Below are 14,395 nucleotides of genomic sequence, written 5' to 3' on the forward strand. Positions count from 1 at the left end.
ACGCACCCACATGTACAAACTGGGCGCAGGAATTTGCTTGATTTAGATGGCAAACGCAGGTAAAATCTTATTAGACATACCTTTTGCTATGGTTATCAATACAGCTTAAGGGGAAATACTAATACTTAGGGTTATAGCGTCCAAAACAGATCATTGAGTTATCGGAGAAAATGCTGGAGGTGAAGCCGCATGTGGGAAGTAACATTTTTTATTATTTCTGCACTTATCCTATTATTGAACATCGGATACTGTATCTTTGATCACGGTTGATAAGTAAAGAAACCAAACAGCACGAAGCAGTTCAGCTTTGAAGTACAAATGCTCACTTGTACTTTCAAAGCTGAGCTGCTTTTTTATATTCTAGAAAGTCCAATTAATGATTTTTACTAAGCTCCTTATTCAGTAATATGGCCGGATTATGGAAGACTCGATTTCGAGATATTGTTGGAGTGGAGGGGCTTCGGGAAACGATTCGCTTTCTAGTTCCATCGCCTAGACACTCGCGACATAAGCAGTCCATCAACGGGAAGAAAGATCACTTCCCTTTTGCTGTTCTGCTTATGCGTGTCGTGTCTCCCAAGGCGATTACGCATTAATTTCTTTCCGTGGGCGTGTGCTGAGTCTCCTCAGGCTTCGCCTTGCGGGGCCTCATCTATCACTCAGCTCCCACAGGACTTTGAATTTTCTTCTTGACTTAGCCCACGCACGAAGGAAATGCGTAGCATTTTCGAGGAGTCTCACCGTTTCCCTACGCCCCTTCTCATAGAAAGATTTCGAAATCACTCTTATGTAAAATCGGCAATGATAATAAGAAACAAGACTTTGGCACCACTATCCCTTTTATAATGGCTTCAAAATGAAGTTTTCAGCTACATTCTTTCTTCTTTTGAAGGGCCGTTAAGTATAAAAATGGCTGGATGGGAAGGGAAACGGCGAGACTCCCGCGGGAGAAGGGGCTAGGCATGATTCCACAGGGCTTTAGCCCGAGGAAGCTTGCCAGGTCCCCCGCAGGAAAGCGAGTTGTTTCCCGTACCATCCCATCCTTTCATGGTAACGGACCCAACTATCTCGAAACTGTGTCTTCAGTTAAAGCTTAATCGGAATAACTACGCTAAGCTAGTCGTTAAAAATAATTGTTTAAAGCATCACACCACTCTATCACCCCTTTCGATTATAAAGTTGAAAGGAGGTGAGGGACATGGCAGTAACAAGTGAAAAAGTGAGTTCCCAACTGCAGCTGGTACTTGAAAATGGACAGGACGAACGTGGAAACTTCATTTTCAAGAACAAAAATTTCAACAATGTAAAAACCGGAGCGACTGCAGACCAGCTGTACACGGTAGCGAAAGCATTAGAACCATTGCAGCAACGCGTGCTTTACGCAATTGAACGGAAAGATGACAACAAAATCATGAATATTTAACAGAGTAAAACTTTGAAAAGAAAGGAGGGAGATCATGAAGAAATTAGAATTGAAATTTCAGAATGAGGAAGATAAGACAGTGACCATCTCTTTAGACGATCCTGTAGAGCCTGCGGATCCAGCACTAATCAATGCTGCGATGGATGCTATCCTTACCGCTAATTGCTTTTACTCCAGCGGTGGTGATTTAGTAGCGAAGAAAGAAGCGCGCATAGTGGAACGTAACGTAGCAGCTATCCAGTTGTAAAACCGAAGAGGTTGTCCGGCAGGGCAGCCTCTTTTAATGTGAAAGGGAGGAGGAGACAAGTGATGGACAATTGGGTATCCTTACTGACGGATGTCGGTTTCCCAATCGCGGTAACCTTTTATTTGCTGCACCGCGTTGAAGGGAAACTTGATATCATGATCGAAACGCTGCACCATTTGCCGGAAAAAATGAATCCCTGACAAGCAAACCATCCTGTTTATTCAACAGGATGGTTTTTAATTAGAAGTATGATTACTGTTAACGGGTCATTCCCCATTCCTTTAATGGATAGATGACGAGTTCGGATCTCCCGATAATTTCACTTTCTTTAATAAATCCCAGACCGTTACGGCTGTCTTTGCTGATTGAACGGTTGTCTCCCATCACGAAATAATGCCCGTCTGGTACTTTTACAGGACCATAATTGGTCGTCTCCTCAATAGAGCTTTTATTCAGATAATCCTGATTCTGTTTCTCTCCGTTGATATAAAGTTTATGGTCTCTCACTTCTACTACATCGTTAGGAAGCGCTATGATTCGTTTAACATAACTTTTCACCGGGCGGTGGATAATGACGATTTCTCCATAAGTGGGTTCTTCCAGATAATAAATGATTTTATTGAACATCACACGTTCCCCGCTTTCAAGGGTGGGGTTCATACTCGCCCCCTCGACGATGGAAGTGGCAAAGAAAAACGTGCGTAATAAAAATGCAAGTACAATAGCGATAATAATGGCCTTGATCCATTCCCACCATTCATTCTTAGCTTCTTCTGACAATCTTGATCTTCCCTTCTTAATGATAGCCGTTTATTGATTTCTCTTCTCACTATTCTGGAAGAGGTGGACGAGATTGTCCTATGAAGCTCGAAAGTAACTGGCTTCACATTCCTTATTTTAACACATTTGTCAGGCTTCATGAGTACGATTCCTATTATTGTGTTATCCGGGCAGAAATTTCCTGTGTAAGGAAAGTATTACGAGCATAAATTTAATTTTACGAGCAATTCCATCAAAGTAGAACAACTAATATTGACGAGTTTTGTCTAGTTTTGCGATATCGTTTACAAAGAAAAAATTTTCGGGCATAATTTATCTCGGTGAAAAAATTGTTTCTGGAGGTATCATTTTGTGGAACTAACAGATAAGGATGTTAATTTGAAGGATTTGGAAGGGAAAATCAATCTTTCCCAAAAGAAAATGCTGACGCTGGCCGATCAATACGGGAGAGATAGTCTATATACGATCCAGGAAAGCCAAGCATTAGATACATTGATCATGGAATATATGAGGAGAAAGAGAAAAATCAGCTGAAGTTGAAGCGGATACAACGTGTCAATCCTCTCCTGCTATGGTACACTATTTTTAAACCAAAGCTGGATTGGAGGTAACCTGGTGTCCACTTTCAATGAAGCCGATCAACTTCTTGTCAGAATCGAACGTCTGCGAAAAAAGATGACCAGGGTTGCCCTCCTGGAAGGCTTTACAAGCCCTGAATCAATTCGTATCAGCCAAGAGCTGGACGAGCTTTTGAACACCTATGACAAATATAAACATAAATACAATAACTCATAAAAAAGCTGTCCCCTTTCTACTTTTAGGGAGGGGGAGCTTTTTTATACTTTAAGCAAGTTTAAACTAAAAAGTGAAAGTATAAGAAAAGTCTGGTTTATTAATATTTTTCGTACTTTGTATTTGATATGATGGAAGAAAGGGAAGGAGTGTTCGAAATGAAAATTGGTTTTGTCGGTACCGGAGTGATGGGGAAAGGAATGATTGGTCAGCTGCTGGCCGGAAATTTTGAGGTTTGTATACATACACGCACAAAAGCCAAGGCGGAAGCTCTGATTGAAGCCGGGGCACAATGGTGCGAAGATTTGGAGACGCTTACGGATAAAAGCGATACCATCATTACGATCGTAGGGTATCCTTCAGATGTCGAAGACGTATATTTTGGGGAAAATGGATTGCTGTCCTTTGCGCGTCCGGGTATGTATCTGATTGATATGACTACCTCGACACCTGCTTTAGCAGAAAAAATAGCTGCTGCAGCTAACGAAAAGCAGGTGAAAGCCTTAGATGCACCAGTATCCGGTGGGGACGTCGGCGCGAGAGAAGGCAAGCTGTCGATCATGATCGGTGGAGAGAAATCTGCATTTGAAGCAGTGAAACCTTTATTTGAAGCGATGGGGACAAATATCGTCTATCAGGGGAATGCAGGTGCCGGGCAGCATACGAAAATGTGCAACCAGATCGCGATAGCCTCCAATATGCTTGGAGTGGCGGAAGCAATCGCCTACGCAGAAAAATCCGGGTTGTCCCCTGAAAGTGTCTTGAAAAGTATCACGACAGGAGCGGCAGGGAGCTGGTCATTGAGCAATCTTGCGCCACGTATAATCAACGGAGATTTTGCACCTGGATTCTACATCAAGCATTTTGTAAAAGATTTACGGATCGCCATTGAAGAAGCAGACCGAATGGGATTGGAACTGCCAGGCCTTAAACTGTCGGAATCTATTTATGAGCGGCTGATTGAACTCGGTTATGAAGATAACGGAACGCAGGCCATCTATAACTATTACAAATAAGTGAAAAGCCGCTGGGAGTAAAATCTCTCAGCGGCTTTACTTTTTTCTAGTAAGCACCTTTTAATTCTAATAAATCCTCTAGTTTGTCTAGTAAATCTTCTAATTTGTCCAGTAATCCTTCTATTTTGTCCCGCAAATCATATTTATTTCCAGATTGTCTATCTTTTGTCTTGTAAACAATAAAATTTCCGTACATTAGCTTTATCTCCTTGAGCCACATTTCAAACAGAGTCACTTTTCCATATAATCCGCCAGCCGGTCCATTCCTTTTTCCAGTGTTTCCATGTCATAAGCATAGGACAGGCGCATATATCCTTCCCCGTACTCCGAAAAAGCATTACCAGGCACCAATGCCAAGCCGGCTTCACGCACTAATTCTATACCAAGATCAAAAGAACTCAAACCCGCTTTAGCTAGTTTCGGAAAGATATAGAATGCTCCGCCAGGCTGAACGTAATCCAGCCCCATTTCATCCATTCGTTCCATTACATAATCACGTCGCTTCTGATATTCCTCGCGCATGGTTGACGGGTCATCAGCCCCGTTTCCGATTGCTTCCAGTGCTGCATACTGGCTGATCGAGGTGGGACAGGATACATTGTATTGATGGACCTTCAGAATGTGTTTCATTAACACAGCCGGTCCCAGCAGGTAGCCGATCCGCCAGCCGGTCATGGCGTGAGATTTCGATACACCGTTCACGACGATGACTTGATCCCGAATTTCAGGAAAGGATGCAATCGAGACATGTGCCTGTTCATAAACGAGTTCGCTGTATATTTCATCCGCAAGCACAAACATATCTTTTCCAGCAACCAACGCAGCGATTTCTTTCAATTCTGATTCATTCAAACTGACGCCGGTAGGGTTGGATGGGTAAGGCAGGATGATGCATTTTGTCTGCTCGGTCATCGCCTGTTCCAGCAAATCAGCTGTCATTTTGAATCCGTTATTTGTGGTATCCACATGTACTGGTGTGCCGCCGGCTAAGCGGATCAACGGTTCATAGCCAGGATAGACAGGACCTGGAAGCAGCACTTCATCGCCCGGCGAAATCAGTGTTCGTAAAGTGATATCAATCCCTTGACTGGCACCGACCGTAACGATTATTTCGTCAGCAGGGTCGTATTGAAGATTATATTTCCGAGCTGCAGATGTACTGATCGCTTTCCGAAGTTTTATTATGCCGGCATTATGGGTGTAAGTAGTATGATTTGAGTCGATAGCCTGTTTGGCAGCATTTTTTACATGCTCCGGAGTAGTAAAATCAGGCTGGCCGATCGATAGGGAGATGACATCCTCGTAGTCACTGACCATGTTGAAAAATTTACGAATGCCGGATATTTCGATGTTCTTGACGTGGTTATTGACTAAATGTTCCATAAGAAGGCCTCCAATTATTAGAAAAGTCAAAAATGTTAACAAAATGTTCAAACAATTTAGATAAGTAAATAAATAACTTTGATATAATAATAACGTAAACTTCATGAAAGGAGCATACGACATGCGACCAAATTTACCTTCCTTTGACGAACTTGTCAACAAAAACAAGGAAGAACTGTTAAACGATCAGCGTGCCATGCAGGAAATTGAGAAGAACCTGGAAGAGAAACATTCCAGGAACACCAACTTGAACGTAAACTGATGATATCATAAACAACGAGACAGCTGCCTTAGATTAAAGGCAGCTGTCTTTCTTTTGATCAGATACATTTATCAGCATCTCGAAAATTGTTATAATTTGCATATTAGATAAAAAAGAAGGTGTTGATATGGAACAGACAGGTCTTGTGTTAGAAGGGGGCGGAATGAGGGGAACGTATACGGCCGGTGTATTGGACTATTTACTCGATATGGATCTCCATTTTCCATACGTGACAGGTGCATCTGCCGGCGCATCTAATGGTAGTTCCTATGTAGCCAGGCAGCGTGGAAGGAATTACCAGGTGCTTGTCGGTTATGGCGACCATCCTGAATATATATCATATACACGTGCTTTCCGGCAAAAAGAATTATTCGGCATGGACTTCATTTTTGATAAATTACCGAACGAACTGGTGCCATTCGATTATGATACGTTTGAGGCTCGTGATACCCATTTTTCCGTAGCAACAACAGATATGAAGACCGGCGAGGCACATCATTACGATGACTTTCCGGATCGCAGCAGTTTACTCACCATCATGCGTGCTTCCTGTTCGATTCCTTTAATATCTCCCATGATTTCTTATGATGGAAAAAACCTCATGGATGGGGGAATCGCCGATCCGGTTCCAATCGAACAATCGATCCGTCATGGCAACGAGAAGCATGTCGTCATTTTGACGAGAAACCAGGGATATATTAAAAAACGCATGCGGCTAGGCTGGTATTTGCAGCGGAAATTCAAGCAGTATCCGAAATTTGTGGAAAGCCTGCTGACCCGCCATGATAAATATAACCATTTGACTAAACGCCTCCATGAACTGGAAAAGGAGGGGAAGGTATTCATCATACGGCCAGAAGAGCAGCTTGCTGTCGGGAGAATTGAACGCAATAAACAAAAGCTTCATGATGTCTATATGCAAGGTTATGAAGAAATGAAAAAGAATGAAAAAGCCTTGGAGGACTTCCTGAAAACTTAAAAAATCCACCCAGGTCACTTTCGGGTGGATTTTTAATTGTGCCTTAAATTCTCTTGAACAGGATGTTATTCTCCAAATGAATGTGCTGGAATGTGTCCGCTTCGAGTTCGGCCAATCGTTTGTACGTAATTTGATAAGAGTTGCAGGCGCCATCCGGAAGTTCGAATCCGTTGGTCAAATTATGGATTTCCTTGAGCAGGTCTCCGGCATGATCATGTTCCTCTTCAAGCCCTCCGTTAGCCTCATGAATCTGTTGTCGCAATTCCTCACTGGGCTCCAGATCATATTGCTTCACAAGAGGGAAGACTTCCATTTCTTCCTTGATCAGGTGAGATTCCAACTCCACTTTCAATTCATTATATAGGCGGTGAAGCTCTTTCAGGTGTGGATGATTAGCTCCATGGACACGGTATATTTTCGTTACGAATTGTCCTAATGCAGGCAGTTCGTCATTTAAGTAAGCGTGATGGGTGTAAACGATATGGTCGACAAGTTCTGTATTGGAAACGGAATCCCAGGAAGGACTTTCATTTCCTTTTGTCTTCCAATCTGTGTATTCTTCATTCAATTGATGTAAAATCATGCTTTCATCTATTTTCTTCTCATCAAATACTTCCCCCAGCGGTCTGTCTCCGCCACAGCAAAAATCAATCCGGTTTTTCTTGAACAAGTCGCTCGCTTTCGGATATATGTTCACAATATCTGCCGGTGTATGTTCTCTTGTAAAAGTAGTCATTTTATCTACCTCCTTATTTGGTTACCTTTATGATACAAGGTTTCCACTATGGAGATAATGATATAAATCACACCCTGCCTGTGATTTTCACACGTTTATGACTTTTGGCGATTACCACAACTGCTGCAAGAATCGCCATCATGCCTGCCATTTGCCAGAGACTGAACGATTCTTTGAAAATACTTATCCCGATAATTATTGCAACGACTGGTTCGATCGTGCTCAATATCGATGCCTTCGAAGCTTCCATTTCATATAAACCAAGCGTATAAGCGATATAGGCGACGGCCGTTGGGAGCAGGCCAAGCCCGATTCCAAGCAGCAGGACCTCCGAGGTCAACAGTTGTCCGAGTTTTTGCTGGTAAGGAAAAAATGGAAGTAGAGCTGCCGTTGCAGTCAGGAATGTATAAAACGTGATAGTCAGGCTGTCATATTTAAGAAAAGCGAATTTACTGAAAATACTGTACAGCGCATACCCAAAGCCCGAGCCGATACCTAACAGAATCCCGGCTGTAGACAGACTGGCGTCCGGGGTAGGGAAAGCTCCGACAGCAAATGTGGCGCCTACAAGCGTAAGGCCGAGCGCGAGGCCTTTTTTACCACTGAATGGTTCATGGAATAAGATGATTGATAGAATCATGACAAAGGCAGGTCCTGTGTACAGTAATGCGGTCGCAATCGGAATATTCGTTTCAGACATACTGGCAAACAGACAATAATTGAAAAAGACGATGCTGCCGATTCCGGTACCGAGAAAATAACGGATGTCCTTCCAAGTTTTCAATTTGAGATTCTTCCTATGCTGTATGATCATATATCCGAGCAGAAAAACGGTTGCAAAAAACACCCGGATGGTTACAATTTCCATCGGGGTGAATCCCGCCTTTTCCAGCATTTTTACATATAAGCCGATGGTACCCCAAAGCGCAGCTCCCGTGAGGACTAGTAATATAGCTTTTTTCAATGGAACTTCCCCCCTGATGATCGAATTATAACAGAATTAAAAGGAGAGAGGCTATACCTTAACGCAGAATATTCAGGTTTATTTTTGTCTCACTTTGGCAAGACTTGGGGGTAAAAGCCGAGAGGATGAGTTAGAATGAAAGAGTGGTTAGATTTGACCGTCATCAGCAAATGGGTAGCGTTTGATATTGAGAGTTTTGCCATACTCGGCATAGATCCTGCCTATGTTCATTTCCTGCTGTCATTTTTCTTAATAGCTGCCGGAGTATGGCTGTTTGAGCCGGTTATGTTATGGATGATCAACGCAAATTGGAAACGGCTTTTGACCTTCCTCGTTATCAGCCTTGCAGTAACCAACCTGTTGATCAGTATCCAGCTGTACCAGGTGGCGAAAATGAACATAAACATAGCCGAAGAAGCGTTGGCTTATCAACTGCTTGCTGTTCTCAGTTTCGGGGCATGCTACACCCTATATGGACTTGTGAGACAAATTTTCCGTTATTTCAGTAAAAGCTCTAAACCAGCCGTGAAGCGGTGGTGAACCTGTTGCCAGAGGGCAGCGGGTTTTTTTAATGTGCTAAAAACCTTACGTATTAAAAACACACTTAAGCACCTTACCTGTACTGTGACGTATGTCATAGAAAGTGCGATTGTTTCTTTGCTAGAATCAAGATGGAAAGTGGGTTTTCTGCCATTGTTTTTACTGATTGTAAGTGGATGGACTTCATCCCCAATGTAAGTCTTGCTCTTGAGAACATTCGCCTGTTTACCCAAAATTGCAAACGCTTACTTTAAGAAATGCCAGTGGCGGGGAATCTATTTTTAAGGAAAGGGGGGTGATATTACATGCATATTGTTGTTTGTGTAAAACAGGTGCCTGATACAAAAGTAATTAAAATCAATCCCAAAACGAATACATTGGATAGAAGAGGTGTGCCATCGATCTTGAACCCATATGACACTCATGCGGTTCAGGAAGCTGTACATCTGAAACAACAGTATGGAGGAAAGGTTTCTGTCTTGTCTATGGGGCCTCCGCAAGCAACTGCCGTCATTAAAAAAAGCATTGAAATTGGAGCAGACGAAGGATATTTGATATCTGACAGAGCATTTGCAGGGGCTGATACACTAGCTACAAGCTACGCTCTGACAAAAGCGCTGGAAAAAATCAGCAAAACCTCCCCAATAGATATGGTTTTTTGCGGGAAACATGCCATTGACGGGGATACAGGCCAGGTAGGTCCCGGGATAGCGAAACGCCTGGATATACCACCAATCACGAACATTTCTGCCATCACCAAAGTCACCAAAGACTATGTGGAACTCCAACGTAAACTTCAGGACGGTTATGCCTATATCCGCAGCACGCTGCCGTGTTTAATTACCATTGAAAAAGAAATCAACGAAATCGAATATGCATCATTTCCGAACATGTTGAAAGCAGTTCATTTTCAGCCGGTAGTTTGGAGTGTCGACCATTTAGAGAATGTCGATCGGAAGCAGCTCGGCCTGAAAGGCTCACCGACGGTTGTAGGAAAAATGTTTGCACCTCCGAAACAGGAAGGCGGACACCGTTTAGAAGGAACGCCTGAGGAGCAAGTGAAACAACTGGTGGAAGTTTTAAAGGATAAGCAGGACTTGTTCCATGTTAATAAGAGTTAACTTTGGTAACGGATTGACTTTTACGAAAATTCTAAGGTTTTCGCCATAAATACATGGCGATAAGCCATATTTTTGAAAGTAGGAAGGAGGAGGTGCATGGATGAGCGAACAACATCGGGGAATATGGGTATTCGCGGAAGTGAACGATGGCACAATCGCAGGGGTCTCACTGGAATTACTGGGAGTTGGCAGAGTCCTGGCGGATAAGCTTGACGTTCCGCTCGCAGGCGTATTACTAGGGGAGAATATCACACCTTTATCCGAACAATTGATTCATTATGGAGCTGACGAAGTCTACGTCATCGATGACCCAGTTTTAAAAGATTATCGGACCGAGCCTTTTTTGGCTGGAATGGGCAAATTGGCAAGGATGTATGTACCGGAAATCATTTTATATGGGGCTACTCCTAATGGAAAAGACATCGCATCAGCGATTGCGACCGATTTGAAGACAGGGCTGACAGCTGATTGCACCATGCTGGATGTCAATGTCGAAAAACGTTTGCTGGAGGCAAGCAGGCCGGCCTTCGGCGGAAATATCATGGCTACTATCCTTTGTAAAAAACATCGTCCGCAAATGGCGACAGTCCGTCCAAAAGTAATGAAGTCGTTACCTGCTGATCCTGCTCGAAAAGGCACCGTGATAGAAGAGAAATTGCAAATGAAAGAAGAAGAAATCCGGACCAAAGTTTTAGAAATCATAAAAGGTCCAGGCAAATCCGTAGACCTTGAAGGAGCAGATGTCATCGTATGTGGTGGAAAAGGCATGGGGGATGAACAAGGATTCCAACTGATTCATCAATTAGCGGATACAATCGGTGCCTCTGTTGGAGGTACACGGGATGCAGTCGAAGCTGGATGGCTTTCTCATGACCATCAGGTCGGTCAGACAGGTGAAACAGTGACACCTAAAATTTATTTTGCCATTGGCGTATCTGGTGCGATCCAGCATACAGTTGGCATGAAAAACTCGGAAATGATCATTGCCATCAATAAAGATCCTGATGCACCTATTTTCGATATCGCAACTTACGGGATGGTTGGTGATGCAAGGGAAATTTTACCCGTAATGATCAAAGCATTCGATGAACGGTTGAGAGAAAATGAGGTGGTTTCCCATGCCTGAAAAATTCGATGTCATCGTGGTCGGAGCAGGCCCTGCAGGAACCAGTTGTGGCTATCAATGTGCTAAAAACGGGCTGAAGGTCCTTCAGATTGAACGCGGTGAATATCCAGGAGCTAAAAATGTCATGGGCGGCGTGCTGTATAAGCAACAATTAGAAGAGATAATTCCGGAATTTTGGAAAGAGGCACCGATTGAACGTCCGATTGTTGAACAGAGAATGTGGCTGATGGATGAAGAATCTGCAATCACATTCGGTTATAAAGGTCAAGCGTGGGCAAACGAAGCCAGCTATAATAATTTTACAATTTTACGAGCGAAGTTTGATCAATGGTTTGCCGGAAAAGCGCAAGAACAAGGTGTCACGTTAATCAATGAAACAGTCGTAGAAGAATGTCTCGTCGAAGATGGAAAAGTGATTGGTGTACGCACGGACCGTCCTGAAGGGGAGGTATTGGCTGATGTCGTCGTCTTAGCTGATGGTGTCAATTCCCTGCTCGCAAAACAACTTGGTTTCCACCATGACATCGAGCCTGCTCAAGTAGCCCTTACAGTGATGGAAGTACTGAAACTGCCTTCAGAAACGATCAATGAACGGTTCAACCTTGAAGATGGCCAGGGCTGTACGATAGAAATGTTCGGCGACGCGACCAAAGGCCATTTAGGCACTGCTTTTCTATATACGAATAAAGACAGCTTGAATATCGGTGTAGGAGCAACATTATCCAGTATCGTAAAGGTAAAGATGAAACCATATGAATTGCTGGAATATGTTAAAAACCATCCGATGGTAAAACCGTTGATCCAGGGGGCTGAGGAAGCAGAGTATCTTGCTCACCTGATACCGGAAGGGGGTTACCACGCTATCCCTAAACTGGTCGGTGATGGGGTTATTGTTGCTGGCGATGCAGCACAGCTTGTCAATGGAATCCACCGGGAAGGGTCCAATATGGCCATGAAATCCGGATCCTATGCAGCAGAAGCCATTTTGCTGGCAAAACAAACGGGCCGGTTTACAGAGGATGTGCTGGATATCTATCGTGAAAAGGTATATGAAAGCTTCATTGGACAGGATTTGAAAAAATATAAAGATGCTACGGAGACATTGGAAACCCATCCGCAGTATCTGAAGGAATACATCCCGATGATGAACCGGGCTGCCCGGGAATTTTTCACAGTGGATGGAGCCAGTAAGCGTGAAAAGCAGAAGGGAATCTTCAACATGTTCATGGAACGTGGTAAAATCCGCACCGTGCAGGATATGTACCGGGCATGGAAGGTGATGAAATAATGACGAAAGCTACAATTGAAGAAAAACAGTATCTCGTCAGGTTCAAAGCAGATAAAGAATCCCACTTGAAAATAATTAATCAGTCTATCTGTCTGGAGCACTGTCCGGATAAGCCTTGCACATACTTTTGTCCAGGAGAAGTTTACAAATTCGAAGGGGATCGGATTCAGGTGGGGTATGAAGGATGCCATGAATGTGGCAGCTGCCGGATTGGCTGCCCGCATAATAATATCGAATGGAAATACCCAAAAGGAGGCCATGGAGTCATCTTCCAGTTGGCATAACTTCCTGTGTTATCCCACGTACTTTAAAACAGGAATATTAGGTGGGATAACACTTTATTTAACCTTTACAATATCAGAAAATTACGAAAAATAACAAGCGGAAATTTTAAATATCCTGAAAGGAGGTAGCGGGATGTTGAATTTTGTGGAGTACTATCCACGTCAACCAATCATTATCGGAAAAAAAGACTTACAGGTATTGCGGACGCTGACAAGGAATCGAACAATGGATGATCACTGGCTCGTAGTTATGAAAGTAGTAGATTTAGAAGGGGGGCACTGGGTTTGGAAGGTGTCATTGCTGACTTCTAATCCGGAAGGTATCTACGATATTAATGCGAAAGCCTTGTTTGAAAAAAAATGTTCTACATTTCATGAAGGACTGGACATGATCAAGGATTGGGAAGTCAAGCTGTCAGAAGATCGCTGGTTTGAAGAGAAACGCGTCACCTAAACACGTCTGTCATCTAAGACGTGTTTTTTGTGTCCAGGAAATTATCAAATATAATAATAGTGAATAGACTCTGCAGTGGGCTTCATCCAGTTACAGCGCCCAGCCACTCGCGACATAAGCAACCCGTCTTGCGGAAGGGGAGGACGCCTTCCTCCAGCCGTTTTGCTTATGCGTGTCGTGTCTACCAGGGCGCTTGCACTTTTCTTTGTCCAGCTCGAGCGCCCAGCCACTCGCGACATAAGCAACCCGTCTTGCGGAAGGGAAAGACACCTTCCTCCAGCCGTTTTGCTTATGCGTGTCGTGTCTACCAGGGCGCTTGCACTTTTCTTTGTCCAGCTCCAGCGCCCAGCCACTCGCGACATAAGCAACCCGTCTTGCGGAAGGGAAGGACGCCTTCCTCCAGCCGTTTTGCTTATGCGTGTCGTGTCTACCAGGGCGCTTGCACTTTTCTTTGTCCAGTTACAGCGCCCAGCCACTCGCGACATAAGCAACCCGTCTTGCGGAAGGGGAGGACACCTTCCTCCAGCCGTTTTGCTTATGCGTGTCGTGTCTACCAGGGCGCTTGCACTTTTCTAATATTGAAACATACTTCCAAGTATCTGATAATAGGGTAGGAGAAAGAAAAGGGGGGAATAACATATGATGGAAATAGGTGGTTTTCTGTTTTTCGGAGTGTTCTTCGTTCTTCTGTTGTTCGTGTTGAATATCGTAACCAGCATTTGGGCCTATCGTGATTCCAAGAGAAAAGGGAAGAGCCAGGAGTATGCTCTTATCATCCTGATTGGTACTTTGTTTTTCCCAATCATCGGACTGATCATTTATTTGATCATACGGAATGATGGTTGATTTTTTCTAATTGTCTAGTAACCGTTTAGCATGTCTGGAAAATTTTAAGGAATGTCTAGTAATTTCAAAAAATGTCCAGTAAGTGCAATGAATTGTCTAGTAAGCTGTACCTTATTTCTAGTAAACAGGTATCCTGACCAGTAAAAGCCTATGA

At 43.5% G+C, this 14,395-nt stretch carries 20 protein-coding genes; 15 read left to right on the plus strand and 5 right to left on the minus strand.

All coding sequences use genetic code 11. From position 1 onward, the window contains the following. Positions 1 to 1,198 precede the first annotated feature (1,198 nt). From P855_RS0105200 to P855_RS21720, 3 genes are all read left to right on the plus strand, one after another. Positions 1,199 to 1,423, plus strand: coding sequence for a DUF1659 domain-containing protein (locus P855_RS0105200; protein ID WP_028782566.1), 225 nt, complete (start codon positions 1,199 to 1,201; stop codon positions 1,421 to 1,423). Between the two features lie 34 nt (positions 1,424 to 1,457). Then, the gene (locus P855_RS0105205) at positions 1,458 to 1,670 is read left to right on the plus strand and encodes a DUF2922 domain-containing protein (protein ID WP_028782567.1); all 213 of its coding nucleotides are present in this window, start codon (positions 1,458 to 1,460) and stop codon (positions 1,668 to 1,670) included. A gap of 62 nt (positions 1,671 to 1,732) precedes the next feature. Then, positions 1,733 to 1,870: a YvrJ family protein gene (locus P855_RS21720; RefSeq protein ID WP_084315625.1), complete on the plus strand. Its 138-nt coding sequence runs from the start codon at positions 1,733 to 1,735 to the stop codon at positions 1,868 to 1,870. A gap of 58 nt (positions 1,871 to 1,928) precedes the next feature. On the opposite strand, the gene lepB is transcribed toward P855_RS21720, so the two are convergent. Then, positions 1,929 to 2,450: a signal peptidase I gene (gene lepB / locus P855_RS0105215; protein WP_028782568.1), complete on the minus strand. Its 522-nt coding sequence runs from the start codon at positions 2,448 to 2,450 to the stop codon at positions 1,929 to 1,931. Positions 2,451 to 2,801: 351 nt separating this feature from the next. On the opposite strand from lepB, the gene P855_RS0105220 reads away from it, so the two are divergent. The 3 genes from P855_RS0105220 to P855_RS0105230 all read left to right on the plus strand — a co-directional run bounded on the left by P855_RS0105220 (position 2,802) and on the right by P855_RS0105230 (position 4,258). After that, the gene (locus P855_RS0105220; RefSeq protein ID WP_028782569.1) at positions 2,802 to 2,984 is read left to right on the plus strand and encodes an aspartyl-phosphate phosphatase Spo0E family protein; all 183 of its coding nucleotides are present in this window, start codon (positions 2,802 to 2,804) and stop codon (positions 2,982 to 2,984) included. Between the two features lie 81 nt (positions 2,985 to 3,065). Next, positions 3,066 to 3,245: an aspartyl-phosphate phosphatase Spo0E family protein gene (locus P855_RS0105225; RefSeq protein ID WP_037985655.1), complete on the plus strand. Its 180-nt coding sequence runs from the start codon at positions 3,066 to 3,068 to the stop codon at positions 3,243 to 3,245. Positions 3,246 to 3,400: 155 nt separating this feature from the next. After that, complete coding sequence (locus tag P855_RS0105230; protein WP_235062613.1) at positions 3,401 to 4,258, plus strand: NAD(P)-dependent oxidoreductase; 858 nt, start codon at positions 3,401 to 3,403, stop codon at positions 4,256 to 4,258. A 46-nt stretch (positions 4,259 to 4,304) separates the two neighbouring features. Here the strand turns inward: P855_RS0105230 and P855_RS22240 are convergent, their stop codons facing one another. Together P855_RS22240 and P855_RS0105240 are read right to left on the minus strand one after the other, a co-directional pair. Then, positions 4,305 to 4,454: a hypothetical protein gene (locus tag P855_RS22240; RefSeq protein ID WP_161628811.1), complete on the minus strand. Its 150-nt coding sequence runs from the start codon at positions 4,452 to 4,454 to the stop codon at positions 4,305 to 4,307. A 35-nt stretch (positions 4,455 to 4,489) separates the two neighbouring features. Beyond that, positions 4,490 to 5,641 (minus strand): aminotransferase A, encoded by a 1,152-nt coding sequence (locus P855_RS0105240; protein ID WP_028782572.1) that lies wholly within the window; start codon positions 5,639 to 5,641, stop codon positions 4,490 to 4,492. Between the two features lie 121 nt (positions 5,642 to 5,762). On the opposite strand from P855_RS0105240, the gene P855_RS21725 reads away from it, so the two are divergent. Next, positions 5,763 to 5,903, plus strand: a complete 141-nt coding sequence (locus tag P855_RS21725; RefSeq protein ID WP_152526185.1) for an FbpB family small basic protein — start codon at positions 5,763 to 5,765, stop codon at positions 5,901 to 5,903. Positions 5,904 to 6,030: 127 nt separating this feature from the next. Next, on the plus strand, positions 6,031 to 6,882 hold the full coding sequence (locus P855_RS0105250; protein WP_028782573.1) for a patatin-like phospholipase family protein: 852 nt from the start codon (positions 6,031 to 6,033) through the stop codon (positions 6,880 to 6,882). A 43-nt stretch (positions 6,883 to 6,925) separates the two neighbouring features. Here the strand turns inward: P855_RS0105250 and ric are convergent, their stop codons facing one another. Both ric and P855_RS0105260 read right to left on the minus strand, forming a co-directional pair. Further along, complete coding sequence (ric, locus tag P855_RS0105255; RefSeq protein WP_028782574.1) at positions 6,926 to 7,618, minus strand: iron-sulfur cluster repair di-iron protein; 693 nt, start codon at positions 7,616 to 7,618, stop codon at positions 6,926 to 6,928. Between the two features lie 67 nt (positions 7,619 to 7,685). Then, positions 7,686 to 8,582: a DMT family transporter gene (locus tag P855_RS0105260; RefSeq protein WP_028782575.1), complete on the minus strand. Its 897-nt coding sequence runs from the start codon at positions 8,580 to 8,582 to the stop codon at positions 7,686 to 7,688. Positions 8,583 to 8,717: 135 nt separating this feature from the next. On the opposite strand from P855_RS0105260, the gene P855_RS0105265 reads away from it, so the two are divergent. The 7 genes from P855_RS0105265 to P855_RS0105300 all read left to right on the plus strand — a co-directional run bounded on the left by P855_RS0105265 (position 8,718) and on the right by P855_RS0105300 (position 14,241). Further along, on the plus strand, positions 8,718 to 9,122 hold the full coding sequence (locus P855_RS0105265) for a hypothetical protein (protein ID WP_028782576.1): 405 nt from the start codon (positions 8,718 to 8,720) through the stop codon (positions 9,120 to 9,122). A gap of 305 nt (positions 9,123 to 9,427) precedes the next feature. Continuing rightward, positions 9,428 to 10,243, plus strand: coding sequence for an electron transfer flavoprotein subunit beta/FixA family protein (locus P855_RS0105270; RefSeq protein WP_028782577.1), 816 nt, complete (start codon positions 9,428 to 9,430; stop codon positions 10,241 to 10,243). A 100-nt stretch (positions 10,244 to 10,343) separates the two neighbouring features. Beyond that, positions 10,344 to 11,369 carry an electron transfer flavoprotein subunit alpha/FixB family protein gene (locus tag P855_RS0105275; protein ID WP_028782578.1) on the plus strand — a complete coding sequence of 342 codons (1,026 nt, stop codon included), beginning with the start codon at positions 10,344 to 10,346 and terminating at the stop codon, positions 11,367 to 11,369. Further along, positions 11,362 to 12,657, plus strand: a complete 1,296-nt coding sequence (locus tag P855_RS0105280) for an FAD-dependent oxidoreductase (protein ID WP_028782579.1) — start codon at positions 11,362 to 11,364, stop codon at positions 12,655 to 12,657. Before P855_RS0105275 ends, P855_RS0105280 begins: the two co-directional genes overlap by 8 nt. Continuing rightward, entirely contained in the window at positions 12,657 to 12,941 is a 285-nt protein-coding gene (locus P855_RS0105285) for a ferredoxin family protein (protein WP_028782580.1), read from the plus strand. Before P855_RS0105280 ends, P855_RS0105285 begins: the two co-directional genes overlap by 1 nt. 133 nt (positions 12,942 to 13,074) lie before the next feature. Continuing rightward, positions 13,075 to 13,395: a hypothetical protein gene (locus P855_RS0105290; protein WP_028782581.1), complete on the plus strand. Its 321-nt coding sequence runs from the start codon at positions 13,075 to 13,077 to the stop codon at positions 13,393 to 13,395. A 639-nt stretch (positions 13,396 to 14,034) separates the two neighbouring features. Continuing rightward, positions 14,035 to 14,241 (plus strand): PLDc N-terminal domain-containing protein, encoded by a 207-nt coding sequence (locus P855_RS0105300; RefSeq protein WP_028782583.1) that lies wholly within the window; start codon positions 14,035 to 14,037, stop codon positions 14,239 to 14,241. The last annotated feature ends 154 nt before the right edge of the window (positions 14,242 to 14,395 follow it).

Origin of the sequence: Thalassobacillus devorans MSP14 (assembly GCF_000496835.1) — a bacterium.
In the GTDB taxonomy this organism is placed as follows: domain Bacteria; phylum Bacillota; class Bacilli; order Bacillales; family Halobacillaceae; genus Thalassobacillus; species Thalassobacillus devorans_B.